At 66.0% G+C, this 18,659-nt stretch carries 16 protein-coding genes; 9 read left to right on the top strand and 7 right to left on the bottom strand.

Annotated elements, in window-relative coordinates; genetic code table 11:
* The first annotated feature begins 57 nt into the window (after positions 1–57).
* Positions 58–507 (top strand): GNAT family N-acetyltransferase, encoded by a 450-nt coding sequence (locus tag CFB39_RS18000; RefSeq protein ID WP_089473848.1) that lies wholly within the window; start codon positions 58–60, stop codon positions 505–507.
* Positions 507–1,127 (top strand): FMN-dependent NADH-azoreductase, encoded by a 621-nt coding sequence (locus CFB39_RS17995; RefSeq protein WP_089473847.1) that lies wholly within the window; start codon positions 507–509, stop codon positions 1,125–1,127. The genes CFB39_RS18000 and CFB39_RS17995 overlap by 1 nt, the downstream gene beginning before the upstream one ends.
* Before the next feature lie 85 nt (positions 1,128–1,212).
* On the opposite strand, the gene CFB39_RS17990 is transcribed toward CFB39_RS17995, so the two are convergent.
* The 3 genes from CFB39_RS17990 to CFB39_RS17980 form a co-directional block, all read right to left on the bottom strand.
* The gene (locus CFB39_RS17990) at positions 1,213–2,028 is read right to left on the bottom strand and encodes a carboxylesterase (protein WP_089473846.1); all 816 of its coding nucleotides are present in this window, start codon (positions 2,026–2,028) and stop codon (positions 1,213–1,215) included.
* A gap of 13 nt (positions 2,029–2,041) precedes the next feature.
* On the bottom strand, positions 2,042–3,337 hold the full coding sequence (locus CFB39_RS17985) for an MASE1 domain-containing protein (RefSeq protein WP_089473845.1): 1,296 nt from the start codon (positions 3,335–3,337) through the stop codon (positions 2,042–2,044).
* A 349-nt stretch (positions 3,338–3,686) separates the two neighbouring features.
* Positions 3,687–4,187, bottom strand: a complete 501-nt coding sequence (locus CFB39_RS17980) for a lipocalin-like domain-containing protein (RefSeq protein WP_089473844.1) — start codon at positions 4,185–4,187, stop codon at positions 3,687–3,689.
* A gap of 163 nt (positions 4,188–4,350) precedes the next feature.
* On the opposite strand from CFB39_RS17980, the gene CFB39_RS17975 reads away from it, so the two are divergent.
* Together CFB39_RS17975 and CFB39_RS17970 are read left to right on the top strand one after the other, a co-directional pair.
* Positions 4,351–5,256 carry a LysR substrate-binding domain-containing protein gene (locus CFB39_RS17975; RefSeq protein WP_089473843.1) on the top strand — a complete coding sequence of 302 codons (906 nt, stop codon included), beginning with the start codon at positions 4,351–4,353 and terminating at the stop codon, positions 5,254–5,256.
* 129 nt (positions 5,257–5,385) lie between these two features.
* Positions 5,386–5,823 carry an N-acetyltransferase gene (locus CFB39_RS17970; protein WP_089473842.1) on the top strand — a complete coding sequence of 146 codons (438 nt, stop codon included), beginning with the start codon at positions 5,386–5,388 and terminating at the stop codon, positions 5,821–5,823.
* A 33-nt stretch (positions 5,824–5,856) separates the two neighbouring features.
* Here CFB39_RS17970 and CFB39_RS17965 read toward each other — a convergent pair whose 3' ends face one another.
* The 3 genes from CFB39_RS17965 to CFB39_RS17955 all read right to left on the bottom strand — a co-directional run bounded on the left by CFB39_RS17965 (position 5,857) and on the right by CFB39_RS17955 (position 10,830).
* Positions 5,857–6,705 carry a peptidyl-prolyl cis-trans isomerase gene (locus CFB39_RS17965; protein ID WP_089473841.1) on the bottom strand — a complete coding sequence of 283 codons (849 nt, stop codon included), beginning with the start codon at positions 6,703–6,705 and terminating at the stop codon, positions 5,857–5,859.
* A 353-nt stretch (positions 6,706–7,058) separates the two neighbouring features.
* Positions 7,059–8,993: an SMP-30/gluconolactonase/LRE family protein gene (locus CFB39_RS17960; protein ID WP_089473840.1), complete on the bottom strand. Its 1,935-nt coding sequence runs from the start codon at positions 8,991–8,993 to the stop codon at positions 7,059–7,061.
* A gap of 532 nt (positions 8,994–9,525) precedes the next feature.
* Positions 9,526–10,830: a dicarboxylate/amino acid:cation symporter gene (locus CFB39_RS17955; RefSeq protein ID WP_089428650.1), complete on the bottom strand. Its 1,305-nt coding sequence runs from the start codon at positions 10,828–10,830 to the stop codon at positions 9,526–9,528.
* A gap of 607 nt (positions 10,831–11,437) precedes the next feature.
* Between CFB39_RS17955 and CFB39_RS17950 the strand changes: the two genes are divergently transcribed.
* The 3 genes from CFB39_RS17950 to CFB39_RS17940 are packed head-to-tail and all read left to right on the top strand — an operon-like array spanning position 11,438 to position 13,907.
* Entirely contained in the window at positions 11,438–12,583 is a 1,146-nt protein-coding gene (locus CFB39_RS17950; protein ID WP_089473839.1) for a glycosyltransferase, read from the top strand.
* Positions 12,583–13,149, top strand: coding sequence for a hypothetical protein (locus CFB39_RS17945; RefSeq protein WP_241025846.1), 567 nt, complete (start codon positions 12,583–12,585; stop codon positions 13,147–13,149). The genes CFB39_RS17950 and CFB39_RS17945 overlap by 1 nt, the downstream gene beginning before the upstream one ends.
* 23 nt (positions 13,150–13,172) lie before the next feature.
* Entirely contained in the window at positions 13,173–13,907 is a 735-nt protein-coding gene (locus tag CFB39_RS17940; RefSeq protein ID WP_089473838.1) for a polysaccharide deacetylase family protein, read from the top strand.
* An 87-nt stretch (positions 13,908–13,994) separates the two neighbouring features.
* Here the strand turns inward: CFB39_RS17940 and CFB39_RS17935 are convergent, their stop codons facing one another.
* Positions 13,995–15,077 (bottom strand): porin, encoded by a 1,083-nt coding sequence (locus CFB39_RS17935; RefSeq protein WP_089473837.1) that lies wholly within the window; start codon positions 15,075–15,077, stop codon positions 13,995–13,997.
* A gap of 32 nt (positions 15,078–15,109) precedes the next feature.
* Between CFB39_RS17935 and CFB39_RS39470 the strand changes: the two genes are divergently transcribed.
* Together CFB39_RS39470 and CFB39_RS17930 are read left to right on the top strand one after the other, a co-directional pair.
* Positions 15,110–15,541, top strand: coding sequence for a hypothetical protein (locus tag CFB39_RS39470; RefSeq protein ID WP_144030272.1), 432 nt, complete (start codon positions 15,110–15,112; stop codon positions 15,539–15,541).
* A 17-nt stretch (positions 15,542–15,558) separates the two neighbouring features.
* On the top strand, positions 15,559–18,630 hold the full coding sequence (locus CFB39_RS17930) for a LuxR C-terminal-related transcriptional regulator (RefSeq protein WP_144030271.1): 3,072 nt from the start codon (positions 15,559–15,561) through the stop codon (positions 18,628–18,630).
* Positions 18,631–18,659 lie beyond the last annotated feature (29 nt).

Genomic DNA, 18,659 nt, shown 5'->3' with positions numbered 1-18,659 from the left:
CCTTCAGGATACGCCATCCGATTCGTACAGTAACGACGTTACCGTGGAGCAATCGTGATGCCAGAGATCCATTTGAAACGCGCCGTGACGGACGCGGATTACCGGTCGACGTTCGACGTGATGCGTGAACTACGCCCGCACCTGACCGATGTCGATGCGTTCGTGCGGCAGATGCACCGCCAGGCCGAACAAGGCTATGTGCTGCTGACCGCACGGCACGGCAGCCCGGACGGCGCGGTCGTCGCGCTGGCGGGATACCGTCACCTCGAAAACACGCTGTACGGGCGCTTCGTCTATGTCGACGACCTGGTCGCGACCGAACACGCGCGCAGTCAACGGCTGGGCGAGCGGCTGCTCGACGCGGTGCGCGACGACGCGCGGCAACACGGCTGCCGGCACCTGGTACTCGATACCGGGCTCTCCAACGCGCTCGCGCAGCGTTTCTATTTCCGCCAGGGGCTGCTGTCCCGCGGCGTGCATTTCAGTCAGTCACTACGGGCGCTCTGATGAACAACCTTCTTTTTGTCGATGCCAGTCCGCATGGCAGTCATTCGCTGGGCGCACGCATTGCGCACGAAGCCATCGCGCAATGGCGGGAGGCCCGCCCCGATGCGCGGGTCGTGTCGCGCAGCCTCGGTCAACCCGGCTTGCCTTCGCTATCGGCCGACTATGCGCATGCGGTGGTCGCGAGGCAGCCGGATTCCGATCCCGCACTGGCGTACTCCGAACAACTGATCGCGGAAGTGGAAGCCAGCGACGGCGTGTTGATCAGCACACCGATGCATAACTTCACGGTACCTGCCGCGCTGAAGCTGTGGATCGATTTCGTGCTGCGTATCGGCCGCACGTTCACGGCCACGCCGGAAGGCAAGTTCGGCCTGCTCGCCGATCGCCCCGTGCTCGTGCTGGTACGCTCGGGCGGCATCTGCACCGGCGCAGCGGCACGGCAGCCCGATTTCCTGACCCCGTACCTGAAGCAGGTGCTGGCCGTCATCGGCCTGTCGACGGTCGATTTCATCTATCTCGAAGGCATTGCGCCGAGCGACGCCGCCATCGATGCGGTACGCGCCCAGTTGGCCACATCGACCCTGCTGGCGCGACGCGCGACGGAAACGGAAACGGCATGAATGCGCCACGCCCCGGTACGCATGCGTGACCCGATGCGTACCGGGGGCAGCGAATATCGGGCATCCCGGGCCGCGCACGTCGCCGTCAGGATGCCAGCCGTCCCATCCGGCGCGCCATCGCCGGGCTCACCGCATGCACCGGATCGAACCCGAAGAAGTCGAGTACGTGGCGCGCGACGTCGTCGCGATCGTTGTCCGCGCAGATCATGTGATAGCTGTTCTCGAGCACGATCCCGCGCGCATCGGGCATTGTCTCGAGCAGGAAATCGGCCGAGCGCAGGCTCGTCAGTTCGTCCTCGCGCGCATGCAGCACGAGCGTCGGGCTCGGCGTGCCGGCCGCGGCCTCGAGCGCCCAGTCGCGCATCCGGTCGACCTGCCGCACGCATGCGAGCGGCACCCACGCGTAGTGGAAACTGTCCTCGCGCTCGAACTTCTTCTTCACGATCGCGCGGATCGTCGCGTTCTTGATGCCGAACGGCTCGCCTTCTTCCACACGCATCCGCTCCGCCACACCCGGCACGCGGTACAGCACGTGCCGCAGCGCGCGGTACCACGGCGTCGACCAGCCGTCGATGAACACCGGCGTGGCCAGCAACGCGAGCCGGCCGCGCGCATGCTGCACGCGATGGCACAGCAGCAGCGCGACCAGCGCGCCCATGCACATGCCCGCGACATGCAGCGTGTCGTACTCGTTTTCCAGCGCACGATACTGTTCGGTCACCGCGTCGAGCCACGTCTCCGCGCGCACGCCGACCAGATCCTCGGGGCGCGTGCCGTGCCCCGGCAGCGTGATCATGTGCGTGTCGGCGCCCGCGCGCCGCATCGCCTTGTGCAACGAACCGAGATCGTATTGCGTGCCGCCGAGCCCGTGGATCAGCAGGACGCCCGTGCGGCCCGTCATGACGTGCGTCCGCTCATTCGTCCGCCGCCGGCCACACGCGCTCGAGTTGCCAGACCCCCGCCACCACCGTCACGTCGACATTCGAATCGAGCAGCGGCGCGCCGTGATCGGTGATCGTCTGCGTGCCGCCGTCACGCTGCACGATGCGCAGCGACAGCGACGCGCGATCCTCGCCCGCGATCTCCGCATCCCAGTAGTCGCGCAGCGCATCGCGGTCGCCCGGCTGCACGCGTTCGAGCACGAGCGGCACGCTCGCGATCTGCGATGCATCCACGCCGACGCCGAACACGCGTTCGACGTCGCCGCTCCACTCGATCCGCCCCGATTCCGGGTCGAGCACGTACGCGATCTGGCCGGCGCTCGCGAGCGCGAGCTCCATGTTGTTCTGCAGGACGGCCGCATGTTCGTGCACGCGTTCGCGCGTCGTCTTCAGCGTGCTCGCCGTCAGCACCAGCAGCGACGCGACCGCCAGATAAAGCTGCGCCTCGAGCAGCGCACTGCCGTAATGCTCGTGAAACGACGCGAACGGGCCGTCGCCCTGCGCGGTCTGCTCGATCACGATCAGCGCGAGCACCAGCACCGACGACGAGCCCGCGCGGCCGCCGAGCAGCAGCGTCACCGCGACGGTGAGGAACAACGGGATATACGTCAGCGCGAAGCCCGCGCCGGTGCCGAATTTCCGCGACGTGTCGCCGTCGAAGATCACGAGCGCGACGCCCACGACCAGCACGAACGAGACCATGCCGAGCACGAGGTCGAAGCGCTCGTGATCGCCCGAGCGGTGCGCGCGAAAGCGCGACCATGACGCGAGCACCGGCGTGACCAGCAGCACGCCGACGAAATCGGACGCGGCCCACACGGACCACACGTCGAAGAACGGCGCGCCCTTGACCACCGTGTACCAGGCCGCGCCGCCGATCGCGCCGACCACGCCCGCGATCAGGCCGGCGAGGATCACCGAGCGCAGGAAATACAGCCCTTCGAGCGAGAAGCGCACGCGCTGGACGAGCCACACCGCGAGCGCGGCCGCGCCGACCTCGTCGACCGTGAACAGCACCGCGTTGACCAGGCTGGCCTGTTCGATGGAGCTCAGCGCGAGTTGCCCGACCAGGAACGCGCCGGCCAGCATCAGCCATTCGCGCATCGGCCGCAGCATGAACGCGCCGACCGTCACGCCGGCCGGCAGCCAGATGTAGCCCGTCAGCCGGACGGGGCCGTTGAACTGGTGCGAGATGTAGCCGGTCGCGAGATACAGCGTCGCCCAGAGCAGCGCGGCGACGAGGCCCGGCCGCGATCGTTTGGTGTCCATCGAGAATCCCTGTGTGCTGCGCCCGCGGTCGGCAGGCGCGCGATGTGCGAATGATATGCGGACGGGGCGGGCCGGGGAATACCGGGGCCGGAACCGCGTGAGGGGCGCCGGGGCGCCCGCGCGCTGGCGGTTGTGACCGGGAAGTTATCGCAAAAGTTCGGTGTGTGCCGGGTTCGGCTGGGACACGTCAGAACGTCGTCTTGGCCGGACGGCCAAAATCGTCAATGTCCGCATGCAGCAGTGGCAAACCTCGGACGGCGCAAAAACCGAATACGAAGTGACGAATGTCCTCGAACATCGCCCGGCCGGCCTGCAGATTCAGCTGCCGGGGCTTTGACGCCCTTCCACCTCAATCCACTCGCCGCCACACCGAGATCGGTATGTCGCCGTTGGCACGCGGCGGCACGCGGTAGCTCAGCTCGCCGTCCTTCAATTGATAGCTTCGCGTCTGCGTTTGCCCGATCCAGTTCGGGTACGACGAATTGACGATGTGAAACGCGAGCTTGTGTTTCGCGGGATCGACGGTCAGCGTGCCGTAGTGGGTGCTCGAGCCGAGCACGGCGTCACGGAATTCGTCCGGCGTGCCGGTCGCCTTGTCGTTCGACGCGAAGCGCGGGCGCTCCGACTTGAAGATCTGCAGCGAGTAGTTTCCGTGCACGTCGATCAGCAGCAGCCCCTTCGGATCGGCGCCATAGTCGCGGCCAACCGTGCCGTCGGGATGCTGTACGTCCGCCGCGACCAGCGTCCATGTCCCCGCGAGCGACGGCGCGGCCGATGCGTCGCCGGGAATCATCGATGCGGCCAGCAGCATGCCGGGAAAGCCTTGGCGGAATATCGAGCGGATGTTCATTCACTGTCCTCGTGAGAAAGAAGGGAAGCAACCTCACGGGGCATCCGCAGCCGCGTACGGCGTGCATCCCCGTGAACCGGAACGACCGGTTCACTTGATGGTAGCGACGGGAATATGCAATAAATACGATAATTCGAAATCGATTTATAAGAAAAACCGAATCATGACGCTCCCGAATCTCGACATGGATGCGCTGCGCACGCTGATCGCCGCGGATCGGCTCGGCAGCCTCAACCGCGCCGCCGACCGGATCGGCCGCTCGCAGTCGGCGGTCAGCCAGCAGATGCGCAAGCTCGAAACGCAGATCGGCCAGCCGCTGTTTCGCCGCCAGGGGCGCGGCCTCGTGCCGACCGAGGCCGGCGAACTGATGCTGTCCTATGCGCGCCGCATTCTCGAACTGAACGACGAGGCGGTCGGCGCGATCCGCGGCGCGGCGATCGAGGGGGCCGTGCGCTTCGGGCTGCCCGGCGACTTCGCCGAATCGTGGCTGCCCGTCGCGCTCGGCCAGTTCAAGCGCACGCATCCGGGCGTGCGCGTCGACATCGTCGTCGACGGCAACGGTGCGTTGCTCGACCGGCTCGATGGCGGCGAACTTGACATCGTGCTCGCGATGGGCCGCGGGCATCGGGCCGACGCCGAACATCTGGTCACGCTGCCGATGGCGTGGATCGGGCCGCAAGGCATCGACGTGCGTCCGCGCGCCGGCGTGCCGCTGGATCTTGCGCTGTACAAGCCTCCGTGCCTGTTTCGCAAGGCCGGCACCGATGCGCTCGACAAGGCCGGGATCCCGTGGCGGCTCGCTTACACGACCGGCAGCCTGCAAAGCCTGTGGGCAGGTGTTGCGGGCGGACTCGGCATTACGGCGCGGACGATGGTGGGTGTGCCGCCAGCATTGCGGCAACTCGGCGAGCGCGACGGCCTGCCGCCGCTGCCGTCAGTCGACGTGTGCCTTCATGCGGGCGAAGGCGATGCGCCTTCCGCGCTCGCAAGCCTGAAACGCGTGGTGGTCGACACGCTGATCGCCAATCTCGCGGACACGCAAAAGATATCCGGCCGGCACGCCGCATGATCGGCCACGCATGCGCACCGGCGTCGGCGCTGCACCCTTTGACCGGCTGCCCGCCATCGGGAATGATGCGCTGCGGGGTTCAACCTTCCCGTCGACGATCCCGCATTCCCGAACGAACGAGCCCGCACGATGACACACGCAATCCGCCTGCGCCCGGCGTCTGCCGCCGACCTGCCGTTCCTGTTGAACCTGCGCCGGCTCACGATGACGGAGCACCTGCAACGCGTTGGCGCGCCGACCGATGACGACGCGCACCACCAGCGCATCCGCGCGCATTTCGACGATGCAATGATCGTCTGCGAAGGCGATGACGCCATCGGCTTGCTGAAGGTGACACGCGCCGCCGACGAGTGGCACGTGCACCAGATCCAGATCCTCCCCGTGCACCAGGGCCGGGGCATCGGCGAAGCCGTGCTGAACGCAATACTGACCGACGCGGCACGCGCGCACGTGCCGGTATCGCTCAGCGTGCTGCACGGCAACCCGGCACGGCGGCTCTACGAACGGCTCGGCTTCCGCAACGAATCGGAAACCGACACGAGCGCGAGCATGATCTGGCGCGCGTGACGTCCGGCGTTTCAACGCCGCCGCGTGACTGCATTACTGCGTGATCTTCGCGTCCTTCAGCAAGTTGCCGATCATCTGCGCACTCGCCTTCTCCACCGCAGCCGCCTGCAGTTGCTGCTGAAGCCCCGGCTTCGCGGTCGCGAAGCCCGGCACCTGCGTCGGCCGCTTCGCATCCAGCTTCACGATCGCCCGCACGCCATCGACCGGAATCGAATCGCTCGTCGCGGCGCCGACCTTCAGTTTCTCGAGCGCCTGCGCGACCGGCAGCGGCAGGCCGGACGTCTTGCCTTCCGTCGCCGGCGTGTGGAAGCTCACCCACGGCAGCTCGCCGCCGGTATCGCGGCTCGGCGCCATGCTGTACTGACGCGCCAGCCCTTCGAACGACTTGCCCGCCTTCAGCTCGCTGAGCACCGTCGCGGCCGTCACCGGATCCTGAACGATGATCAGGCGCGGCTTGTACTCGTTCTTGCCGAGCGCGGCCACGAGTTCGTCGTAGCGCGCCTTGACCTGTTCTTCGGTCACCGGCTCGGGCTTCACGTTGTCGCGCAGGTAAAGCTGCACTTCGGCGTTCGTTTTCGCCTGCTGCACCGCCGCCTTGACCTCGGGCTTGTCGGCATAGTTCGCCTTCTCGGCAGCCTGCTGAACCAGCACGCGCGTGATCAGCTGATTCTTGATCGCCTGGCGGATCTGCGGCGAGTCCGGTTGCCCGGACGCGCGCAGCAGCGTATCGACGTCGGCCTGGGTGATCGGCGTACCGTTGACCGTCGCAACGGTCGCGACGGTCGCGGCGGCCGGCGCCGTCTCTGCGTGGGCAGTCCCGCTCAGCGCGCCGGCCAGCACGGCGATCAGCAACAGGCGGTTCGGGGTGGTTTTCGTCTTCATCTTTTCGTCACTTCGGCTCAAAAAACGCGGCAGCGGTTGCCGCGCACATGCACCGGTGCAGCAATGCGCCGGTGCAACCCGTCAGTCGATTCGGTTCATCGTCGTGGGCACGCGCAGTGCCGCCGGCGCCGCTGTCATTGTGCCCTTATCGGGTTTTCCGTGTCGGGAGGTTCAGGACAGCCGCCCGGCGGGCGGTGAGGCGCGCGTTGCGCACGCCGGTCATTACGAACGCGCGATGTGGAAATTCCGTGGAAGCGGCATGGAAATCCCGCGAAACCGCGATGAATCACATCATGGCGTCGCGAGCCCGGCCGCCGACCGAAGTCGAGGCGGCCGCGCATGCCTCATCAAAGTCAGGGCGTCCAGCGATACACGGTGATGCTGTTCCCTTTCACGTTGTTCTTCATCACCACGTACTCGCCGTTCGATCGGCGGTATGCGCGGATGCTGTACATCGCATCGATCGCGCTGCTGGTATCGACGGTCGCGGGGCTTGCGTTGACCAGCGTGGTATCGAGCTTGCCGGTGGTGAGGTTGAACGCGTCGACGTTCGGCCACAGCGGCCCGCTGCTGCTGAACCAGTAGCCGACGAACAGATGGTTGCCCACCGCGTCGATCGATTTCGCGCCGCTGTGCGGCAGCGTGATCACCGGGTCGGGCTTCGTCGTGTTGCCCGCGCTCCAGCCGTGATACACCTCGATGCGCGTGCCGATCGACGTCCAGTCGTTGCTCCCGATGGCGCCCTGCGCAAGCACCATCGTGTCGCTGTCCGCGAGATAGACGATGCGCGTGAGCGGCTGGATGCTGTCGGGCACGCGGGTCGCGACGCCCGGCCCCCACGACGGCTTGCCGCTCGCGTCGAAACCGGTCAGCGGGTAGTGGGTAATCGCGCCGGTCTTGTCGAGGCCGGCCCACACGCCGCCCTTGCTGTCGATGCTGAAGCCGCTCGTCACGCGCCGCGTGGTGTTGAACGCGGGGCCCGGAATCGAGCCGTCCGGAATCGCGATATAGCCGTTCGCCGCGTTGAAGTGGAAGAAATAGAAGATCGGCGGGTTCTGGCCGGCCGCGACGAGAATCCGGTTCGCGCCCACCGACGTGAGCAGCCCGAAATGCTCGTCGCGCTGCGTGTCGCTCATGTTGATGCGCGGATCGGCCGGATACGTGAACGGATCGACCGTATTCGCGACGAACGTGCCGCCCGCGCCGCCGCTGTACATATGCGTGCCGCCGTAGAACAGCGCGCCGTCCGTGACCGGGTCCGGCGCGGCGATCCCCTCGAAGTTCAGCGACTGCAGCGTCCACCGCAGGCTGCCGGTGCTGCTGTACGCGTGAATGTCGGTCGCGCCGTTGCGGCCGAGATCCCAGCTGCCGCCCCATGGATTGTTGAGCACATAGAGATTGCCGCCGGTGTCCTTGCCGAGCCCGACGATGCGCGTGAAGCGCTGCGCGCCGACCTGCCCCTTGATGCCCGTCGTCGTGTCGAGATAGCCGCCGCGCACGCCGAAACTGCCGGCCAGCGCGGGCCGGCCCGACACCGTATAGCGCTTGATGTTCTGGTCGGGGCCTTCGTCGCCCACCAGCAACTGGCCGGCCGCCGCATCGAAAACCAGTGCCGACGGCTGCGACCCGGCCGGCATCCGGATCGTGTTCAGCAGCGCACCGGCCGGGCTGAAGCCGGCGATCGCGCCCGCGCTCTTCTGCGCGACCCACACGTTGCCCGCGCCATCCACCGCGAGCGCACCCGGTGCTGACACGCTGATGTCCCGCTGCCACACGCCGTCGGTGGTGAATACACGCACGCGATTGCCGTAGAAGTCGCTCGCGTAGAGCAGCGAGCCGGCCGTCGCGAGCCCGGTGACGACGTCGATGCGCGGCTGGTTGGTCGCCGCGCTGACCTGGATGACAAGGTCGCGATACTTCGTCGCGCGGTTGTAGCGCCCCACCGCGCCGCTGCCGTACGTCTTGCCGGGCTGCAGCGCGACGAACAGCGACGTCGCGTTACCGGTGATCGCGCTGCCCTGGAACTCAGAGTGCGTGCCGATCGAGCCGACGCTCTTGCCGTTCTGGTAGATCGCGACACCGCCCTCGTCCTCGTCCCACATCGACGCCGTATAGATCACGCCTTCGGGCGCGACCCACATCGCGCGCGCGACGTTGCCGACGTGGGCCGCGAGCGTGCCGTACGTATTCGCCAGCCAGTCGGTGGTGTTGCCTGCGTAAACGGCGGGAGTAATCGCGGCGATCGCTGCGGCGAGAAGCGCAGCCTGAAACCGTTGTCTGGCGACCATGACGGATGCTCTCCTGAATGGTGCGAACATTCACATGAAGGGCCGGCCGGATGGCTTGAAAACCGTAATGCGTAAATTCTTACCCTGAATCATCCGGCGCAGTCGGTATTACGTGCAGCATGCGTTCGATAATGCGCAGCGCGAGAATAGCGTTATATAAATCGAAAAAAATTGCGAATCGCTCGCGTCATTGCGGTTTTCAAGGAATCGGCTTTGACGGCATTGCCGTTGACACCCAGGCGCGCCGACGGCGAGCGTGACTGCGCGACAGTGAATGATCACTTACACGTCGAATCAGGGATCGGGAAAATCAGGCGCGGGGAATATCGCCGTGTGTTCAACGACGACGGATTGAAATGGCGAGCGCCAGGTATCAATCAGCGAATCAGTGAAAACGACCGCATTCAAGACGGAATCGTCGTCCCAAAAACAAATCGCCGGCCTGGATCCATTTCGAATCCAGGCCGGCGATTATCCACTACCGGGAAGCAGGCAGCGCACCCCTATCGCTGCGCTGCTGCACTGCCGCACATCATGCCGATGCCGAGGTCTCCGGCGCCTTCACCTGCATCGCGCGTCCATTGCCCGGATCGTTGTCGTCGCGCGGGTCGTCGAGCTGCCCTTCCCACTTCGCGACCACGGCCGCCGCGATCGAGTTGCCGACCGCGTTGGTGGCCGAGCGCCCCATGTCGAGGAACATGTCGACGCCCATGATCAGCAGCAACCCGGCTTCGGGCAGGTTGAACTGGTTGAGCGTCGCCGCGATCACGACCAGCGACGCGCGCGGCACTCCCGCCATCCCCTTCGACGTGACCATCAGCATCAGCAGCATCGTGATCTGCGTGCCCAGCGGCAGATGAATGCCGTACACCTGCGCGATGAACAGCACCGCGAACGTGCAGTACATCATCGAGCCGTCGAGGTTGAACGAATAGCCGATCGGCAGCACGAAGCTCGAGATCTTGCGGTTCACGCCGAAGCGGTCGAGCGCGTCCAGCAGCTTCGGATACGCGGCCTCGGAGCTCGCCGTCGCGAACGACAGCAGGAACGGCTCGCGGATCAGCCGGATCAGCGTGAACGCGCGCTTGCCGAGGAACGTCACGCCGGCGAGCGTCAGCACGCCCCACAGCAGCGCCAGTGCCAGATAGAAGCTCGCCATGAACTTCGCGAACGTGAGCAGGATGCCGAGCCCCTGGGTGGTGATCGTCGACGCCAGCGCCGCGAACACCGCGACCGGCGCGAACCACATCACCGCGCCCGTCACCTTCAGCATCACCTGCGCGAGATCGTCGATCACGCCGGTCAGGCGCTTGCCCGACTCGCCGAGCGCCGACAGCGCGGTGCCGAAGAAGATCGAGAACACGACGATCTGCAGGATTTCGTTGTTCGCCATCGCTTCCGCGATCGACTTCGGCACCAGGTGGACCACGAAGTCCTTCAGCGTGAAGGCGCCCGTCTTCAGCCCGAGGGACGCATCGGACGCCGGCAGCGGCAGGCTCAGATGGCTGCCCGGTTGCAGGATCGTGGCGGTCAGCAGGCCGAGCAGCAACGACGTGAACGACGCGATGAAAAACCAGCCGAACGCCTTGACGCCGACGCGGCCCACGGCACTGCCGTCGCCCATCTGCGCAATGCCGACGGTCAGCGTCGCGAATACCAGCGGCGCGATGATCATCTTGATCAGGCGCAGGAATATGTCGGACAGCAACGACACGTAGCCGGCAACCTCCTTCGCCATGTTCGGGTCGGGAAACGCGCTATGACAGGCGTAACCCACTGCGATTCCAAGAATCATCGCGACAACGATGTACTTGGTGATGTTGTGCTTCTTCTTCATTAGTAATCCAAATCACAAAGCGTATGTTGCTAACGGCTGGCACATCTTCCGCGCCCGGCTACGAATCGAAACCCACGTCTCTCTGGGTGCGACGAGTCCGCCATCGGCAGTCGCCATGGCGGACAAGGGGGGGCATTCTAACGCAAATGGCCGCCCGGCTTTCGAATCTGAAAGTCGAGGGGGTTGATCTGCGTCCGGATGCCGTCGAAAAGTCGGGTTTTGTCGCGATCCAGCCCGCATCCAGCCCCCGCCGACGAGGGTAATCGGGCCGCATCACCGGTCGCACACCGGGCTCGCCGCGCTCCACGCACCGGCGACAGGAACCCTGTCGCCGGACTCCCCTCCTCCCCGGCGGCATCGCACCGCGTGACGACACGGTGAACGATCGCGACACATGTTCACAAAGATGCGCAGACCTTGACACTACGGTACGTAATGCTTCTGTAATATTTGGAAACGATTCGCGGTGACGCCCCGCCCGGGCGTCGATGCGCGATCCCGCATCGACAACGCGGGACCAGGTTCGAGTCATTGCTTTCAACAGGCGGACACGCTCATTTTCTCAGCAGTCCTGCCCAATGAATGATCGGGGAAAGGCGGCATCGTGATGAACATTCTGTATACCAACTTCCACGGCGACTACGGCGGCGGCCAGGACACCTACGTCCGTGATCTCGCCGCCGCGATGAGCCGGCATCATCGCGTGACCGTCGCGTCACCGGAGGGCAGCCGCCTGTCGCGACTGTTGAAGGACAGCCCCGACGTGGCCATCTTCGACATGGAATTCAAACCGCGCTGGAACCGGCTGTGCCAGGAAATCCTCCGGCTGCGCCAGCGGATCGCAGCCGAGCGCTTCGACGTCATCCATGTGAACGGCTCCGCCGATCACCGGCAGGTGATGCTCGCGCTGCTCGGCTGCCGGTATCGGCCCGCCGTCGTCCTCACCAAGCACAACACCTACCGCGCCGACAGCTTCGGCAACGTGCTGCGCGCACGCCTCGCCACCGACCACACCATCGCGGTCAGCGACTATGTCGCGGGCATGCTCGCGCTCCGGTCGCCGTACGGGAACGTCACCGTCGTCAAGCACGGCGTGCGCCGGCAGGCCGCCGAACGACTGGCCAGCGACGAAATCCGTCGCCGCAAGATCGCGCTGTTCGGGCCGTCCGGCGCGGACGCGATCGTGCTGGGCAGCAGCGCCGGCACCGCGCCGGAGAAAGGCTGGATGGACCTGATCGCGGCGCTGGGCCGCCTGCCCGAACACGAGCGCGAGCGGTTTCGCGTGCTGCTGGTCGGCGCGGAGCCGACCGCCGAGCAACGCGAACAGATCGCGCTGCACCGCATGGCCGCGCGCACCGTTTTCACCGGCCGGCTCGACGACGTGCGGACACCGTTCTCGATCATCGACGTGTCGTTCGTGCTGTCGTACCACGAGAGCCTGTCGTATGCGTGCCGCGAAGCGATGTCGCTCGGCTGCCCCGCGATCGTCACGCGCGTGGGCGGGCTACCGGAGAACGTCGAGCCGGGCGTGGACGGCTGGGTCGTCCCGCCGCGCGAACCCGAAGCGATCGAGGCCATCCTGCGCGCGATCGTGCGCGAGCCCGATTGCGTGCGCGCGATGGGGCGCAGCGCGCGGCTGAAGGGCAAGCGTGAATTCTCGTTCGAACGATTCATCGACGCGACGCTGTCCGTCTATCAGAAATCGATTCGTCACAACCCGTATCGTCGGGTGACATCCATGAGGTCCGTTTAATGGCAATGAATATCTGGAAGAAGTACTGGGACCTGCGCACGCAGGAGTGCCCGTGTGACGTGCACTTCGTCGAATGGCTGGAAACCGCGCGCCTCAACGGCATCCGCATCTATCACTTCGGCACCGGCGGCCATCATCATGTCGGCGTGGAATGCGCGCGGCCGCACCTGAACAACACCGTCTTCGGCGTGACGGCGTCGCCGAAGGAATACAAGTCGTACGTCGATCTCGTCACGCGGCAACCCGAGGTGAGCAAGACCTATCTGGCCTATTTCGGCGACATCTATACGAGCAATTCGGATCTGCTGCCGGCGTTCGACGTCGTCACGCTGTTCCATCTGTGCGAATTCCGCGACGAGACGAACAGCCGCTACGGCGCGAAGACCGACGCCGAAGTGCTCGACCTGTTCGCACGACACACCGCGCGCGACGGCCACCTGCTGTTCTACAAGGGCTCGTCGGCGTACCGGAAGGCCGAGCCGATCATCGAGCAATGGGCGGCGAATGCCGATTTCGTCGAAATCGGCGACTTCAAGACCCTGCGAATTTTCCGCAAGGCCGCGTAATTCCCCGTTCCCGCGACCCGCTCATGCTGCTGCCCGCCACGCGCTACCCGATCCTGATGTATCACCAGGTCCGCACGCCGCCGCCACCGCCCGACCGGCTGCGCAGCCTGAGCGTCGCCCCCGACGCGTTCCGCCGCCAGATGACGCTGTTCAGGCGACTCGGCTACCGCGGCCTGAGCGTGCGCGAACTACAGCCGTACCTGCGCGGCGAGCGCAGCGGGAAGGTCTTCGGCATCACGTTCGACGACGGCTTTCTCAACGTGCTCACGCATGCGATGCCCGTGCTCGATGCGCTCGGCTTCACCGCGACCTGCTACTTCGTCGCCGGCCGGTTCGGCGGCGAGAACGACTGGGATGCGGCCGCCGATACCGCACGCTCGCCGCTGATGACGCACGCGGACATGCTCGCTTGGCGCGATCACGGCCATGAAATCGGCTCGCATACGCTCGATCACGTCGCGCTGTCGCACGTGCCGGCGCATGTGTCGGAGGTTCAGATCGTCGAATCGAAGCAGCGGCTCGAAGCGTTGAGCGGCCAGACGGTCGAATCGTTCTGCTACCCGTACGGCGATCTGGACCCGCGCGTGCGCGACCAGGTCGCCGCCGCGGGTTACCACAACGCGACGACGACCCGGCGCGGCTGCGCCGATGTGCGCGACGATCGGTTCCTGTTGCCGCGGATCACGGTCGCGGGCGGCGTCGGTGCGATGCGGCTGTGGTTCAAGTGTGCGAAGGCGCGGGTTCAGCGGCGCAGGTAGCCCTGGAACCGTCCTGGGCACACCTTACGCGTCCTGCCAGCACGCCGCCGGGTACCCCGTCGGCACCGCGACGGCGCAGGCTCCCGCCTAGAACGTATGGCGAAGGCCGACCACCGTCCCGACGGTCGTTCCGCGCCCCTCGTGCAGCGCGCCGTTGATCGCGAGCCCGGTATTCATCAGGCCGTGGTTGTGGACCACCCCGACCTGCCCGTACACCGTCGTCGCTTTCGACAGGAAGTACCTCAACCCGATCGCCGTCAGCACCGAACGGTTGCCGGTATCGTTGCCGTCGCTCGTCAGCCATGCGCCCGCGTCGGCTTCGACCGCGGGCGTGAACAAATAACTTGCCCCGGCGCCGTACACGCGGCTGTCGAACCCGCCGCTCACTTTGTAGAGCGCGTAGGAACCCTTGACGGTCAGGTTGCCGACACTGTATGCCGCACCGATGGTCCGGCCGGTAAACGGGACGGTGCTGGGAATCGGCGTCCCCGGCGTGCCGCCCGCGTTGCCGTTGTAGAGCGCCGCCGTGACGAGGAAGCCGCCTCGCTGGTACTTGAGGCTCGCCGAATACTGCCGCCCCGCCTGGAAATCGCCCGCCTTCCCGCCCAGTCCGAACATCGCGCTACCCTGGAAGCCGGCGATGTCCGGGCTCGTGTAGGACACGGCGTTCTGGTTGAACAGCCCCGTCACCAGCACGCTGTCGACATAGATGACGGCGCCGCTGCCGAAATAGGCCACGTCGCGCGGGTCGGTTCCGATCAGCGACAGCACGAACGGCGAGTATTGCAGGCCGGCCTTGACCGCCCCTAAATCGCCGCTCAACCCGATCCACGCTTGGCGGCCGAACAGGTTGCCGTTTGAATTGCCCAACGCGCCGCTCGGGACGTCGATGCCGCTCTCGAGGACGAACGTCGCCTTCATCCCGCCGCCCAGATCCTCCACGCCCCGCAAGCCGAATCGCGATGCCGCCGCGGCACCGTCGACCATCGCGAACTTGTGGCCGTCGTTCGCGCCGGTCCTCGTATTCAGCGACTTGTTCGTGTAGAGCACGGCGGCATCGAGCACCCCGTAGAGCGTGACGCTGCTCTGGGCATGCACCATGCCGGACGTCGCGCCCAGCGACGCAGCAATGGCCAGGCCGAGCGTTCCCTGACGCCAAGTCGATTTCATGTCTATCCTCCAAACCCAGATCGTTATTTTCAATGTCGCGTCACGGCAAAGTGCCGATCGGCGCTTTCGCTACACGTCACAACCTGTCCGTCACGGCCGGTGCTCGCGCCGAGCGGAGACTTCCCAATCCGGACGCGCCGCGTCCGGCAGAAACCGAGCGCGCGTCGATGCGGTCGACGACGCGTATCGCCTTCATCGACGGCATTGAATGTCGAGTGACAATCAATCGCCACACGCCATCCGGCATTCACCATGAGGCGATCGAACCGTCACGGCTCACGATGACCCGCGCGGGCCAACGATGTGGCTGCGGCGGGCCGATCCCGGCACATGGAGGGAATGGCGTACGCGAATCGCATCGACCAGCGGCAACGCTCGCGAATGCGCATGTGCGTCAGGCGGCGAACCTCGTCGGCTCCCCGGGTGTGGTTCGCGGCAGGCAGGTACAGGTCGAGGACGTCTGACCGACCGGCGATGCGGCGTGCACGCAGGACTCCTTGACGAATTTCCGGTAGAGCGCGATTCGACGAAGCACGTCGTTCACGACGTCATGCGAAACGATGATGACCGTATCGCAGCGTCTGACCGACGTGGACCGAATGCAAGACTAAGAGCAGGCCGGGGGGATTTACCCCCCTCCAAAGGGGAGGCAGAAGTCTGGCGACGGGGGGGTGCCATGCGATCGCCCCCCTACCGTGGGAAAACCCCCATCGTCGTGGGGGCGACTATCATTAACATGATGTGGTGCATTCCGGACTTTCCCCCCATGAACTCGCCGTCCGAATCCGATGAGCCCCTTTGGAATCTCTCGCTGATACAGACGAAAATGGCGCCACCGCGCCCGCCCCGGTTCCGAGTCGCGCGGCGGACGCTGTCGAAGAAGCTGGCCGCGACGGCCGAACACGCAGTCACGCTGGTCATCGCGCCGGCCGGGTTCGGCAAGACGACGACGCTGTCCGAATGGTGCGAAGTGCTCCGCACCCGCCATCAGCTCGTCGCGTGGCTGAGCCTGGACCATGACGACGACCATCCCGATCAGCTCGGCGCCTACCTCGTTGCTTCGTTGAACCATGGCACGGGCGGCGTCGGTCGGCAGGCAGAAAAGCTGCTGCGCCACGATCCGATGACGCCCGGCAAGACGGTCATCTCCGTGCTGCTCAACGAGATCGCCGCGTGCGGCAAACCGGTCTTTCTGATCCTCGACGATTTCGACCGGCTCACGTCGCCCCCGGTATGTGCGGTGGTGTCGCGCCTGTTGCGCTACGCGCCGGCGAATTTCCACGTCCTGCTCGGCGCGCGGGGCGAGCCGAGGCTGGCGCTGGCCCAGCTCCGCACGCAGGGCCAGCTTCTGCGGATCGACGAATCGGATCTGCGCTTCTCCGCCGACGATGCACAGGCGTTCTTCGCGCGCACCGGCACCGCGCCGCTTGATCGCGGCGCCGTCGAGATGCTGAATGAAGCGACCGAAGGATGGATCACGGGCCTGCAACTCGCGTCGCTGTCGCTGAAGGAAGAAACGGACGCCGCCAAGGTCGCGCGCGATCTCGCCGGCAATCGATTCGGCATCGACACCTATCTCGACGACGCCGTTCTGTCACATCTGCCGCGCCCGGTGTATCAGTTCCTGCTGCGGACCTCGATCGTCGATCACCTGAGCCCCGACCTCTGCGACGCCATCATGGGCGCCGGCGCACGCAGCTGGGAAAAGCTCGACTGGCTCGAGCGTCACAACCTGTTCATCCGCGCGCTCGACGACGAGCGTCAATGGTTCCGCTATCACGCATTGCTGTCCGACGCGCTGAGGCGGCGGGCCGCCCGGCAACTGGCCGATGAATTGCCGCGGCTTCACCAACGCGCCGGCCAGTGGTTCGCGAATGCGCGGCAATGGCCGGACGCCGTGCGTCACGCGCTCGCCGCCGGTGACACACTGCAGGCCGCGATCTGGGTCGAGAACTGCGCAGCGGCGTTGATGGATCGCAGCGACGTGAACACGCTGCTGAGCCTGATCGGCAAGCTGCCGCGCCAACTGGTGAAGTCGCGGCTGCGCTTGCGACTGGCGAATGCATGGGCGCTCGCGTTCCTGATGCGCATGCCGGAAGCCGGCGAGGTGCTGCGACACGCGCAATCCGACTTTGCGCGCCATCACGCCGATCGCACGCGGACAGAAGGCGAACCCGACGCGGCGCTGCCGATCGAGATGATCGCGGTGGATGCGGCGATTTCCGGCTTCGACGACGACAGCTACCGGTCACTCGAACTGGGACGCGAAGTCGTCCTCTCGCCGTTGCCCGCGTCCGCGTGGGTCAGGCGGCTCGGCGAAACGGCGCACATCTTCGGCCTGATCTACGACAGCCGCTTCGACGAGGTCGAGCGCCTCAGGCACGGCGCAGCCGCCGTCCCGGCCGACGATCACGACTTCATCTACGCCAACGTCTACCGCGAATGCATGTTCGGGTTGAACCTGCTGGTGAGCGGCCGCCTGCCGGAAGCGATGGTGCTGATGGAGTCGGCGATCGCGCATGCGGAAGCGAACGTGTTCCGCCAGTCGGCGGCAGCGGCGGTTCCGGCGGGCTACCTGGCGGCACTCTGCTATGAGCAGAATGACGTGTCCCGTGCGCGGCAGCTGATCAACGATCGCTCGGCCATCACGGCGGAAGCGTGCCCGCTCGGCTCCCTGTCGAGCTACTGCCGCACCGCGGCGCGGCTCCACGCGCGAAACGACGACATCGCATCCGCGCTGCTGTGCCTGCAGCAGGCCAGCGAAATCGCAGCGTCCCGACACTGGTTGCGCATGCGTGCATCGTGTGACGCGGAAATCGTACGGCTGTGCCTGCAGCAGGGCTGGGTCGATCGCGCAAGGGAAACCGCCGACGCACTGGACGCGCTGATGCCCGAGCAGGTCCCGACGCCGATGGGCAGCTTCATCGAGACGTGGGCCAGCTGGTGCGAGATCAAGGCACGCCTCGACATCGCGACAGGCCGGCCGGATCGGGCCGCCGAACGGCTGCGCGAGTTGAGGACCACGCTCTCCCGTGCCGGGATGACCTACCTGGAAGCACGGATGTCGCTGCTGTACGCCATGGCGCTCCAACAGGAACACGCGCATGAAGCGGCGTCGGCCGCGCTGACGGACGCGCTGCGCTATGCGCAGCCGAACGGCATGATCGGCAGTTTCGTCGACGAAGGCGAACCGATGCTGCGCCTGCTGACTCAGTTGCGCCGCGAAGCGTCCGGATGCGATGCCGTTCAACCGGCCTTCGTCGACCAACTGCTCGCCGCGTTCGATCCGCGTCGCACACCGACGGACGACGGCGACGTGCGCGACGCGCGAAACCTGCTCAGCGCGCGTGAGATCGAGATCCTCAATCACATTGCCCGCGGCATGTCGAACAAGGAAATCGGGCGGGCGCTGCGGGTCGCGCCCGAGACCATCAAGTGGCATCTGAAGAACATCTTCGAGAAGCTCAAGGTCGGCTCGCGCTACGAGGCCGTCCAGAGCGCGCTCGGCGTGACACCGGCCGAGCGCGGCAAGGTTAGGGAAGCCAATTCCTGACACACATGCGACGCATCGTATTTATGACG

This window comes from Burkholderia sp. AU6039 (genome assembly GCF_002223365.1).
GTDB lineage: Bacteria > Pseudomonadota > Gammaproteobacteria > Burkholderiales > Burkholderiaceae > Burkholderia.
Note: the sequence above shows the minus strand (reverse complement) of the source record. Positions and strands in the feature narration are given on the sequence as shown.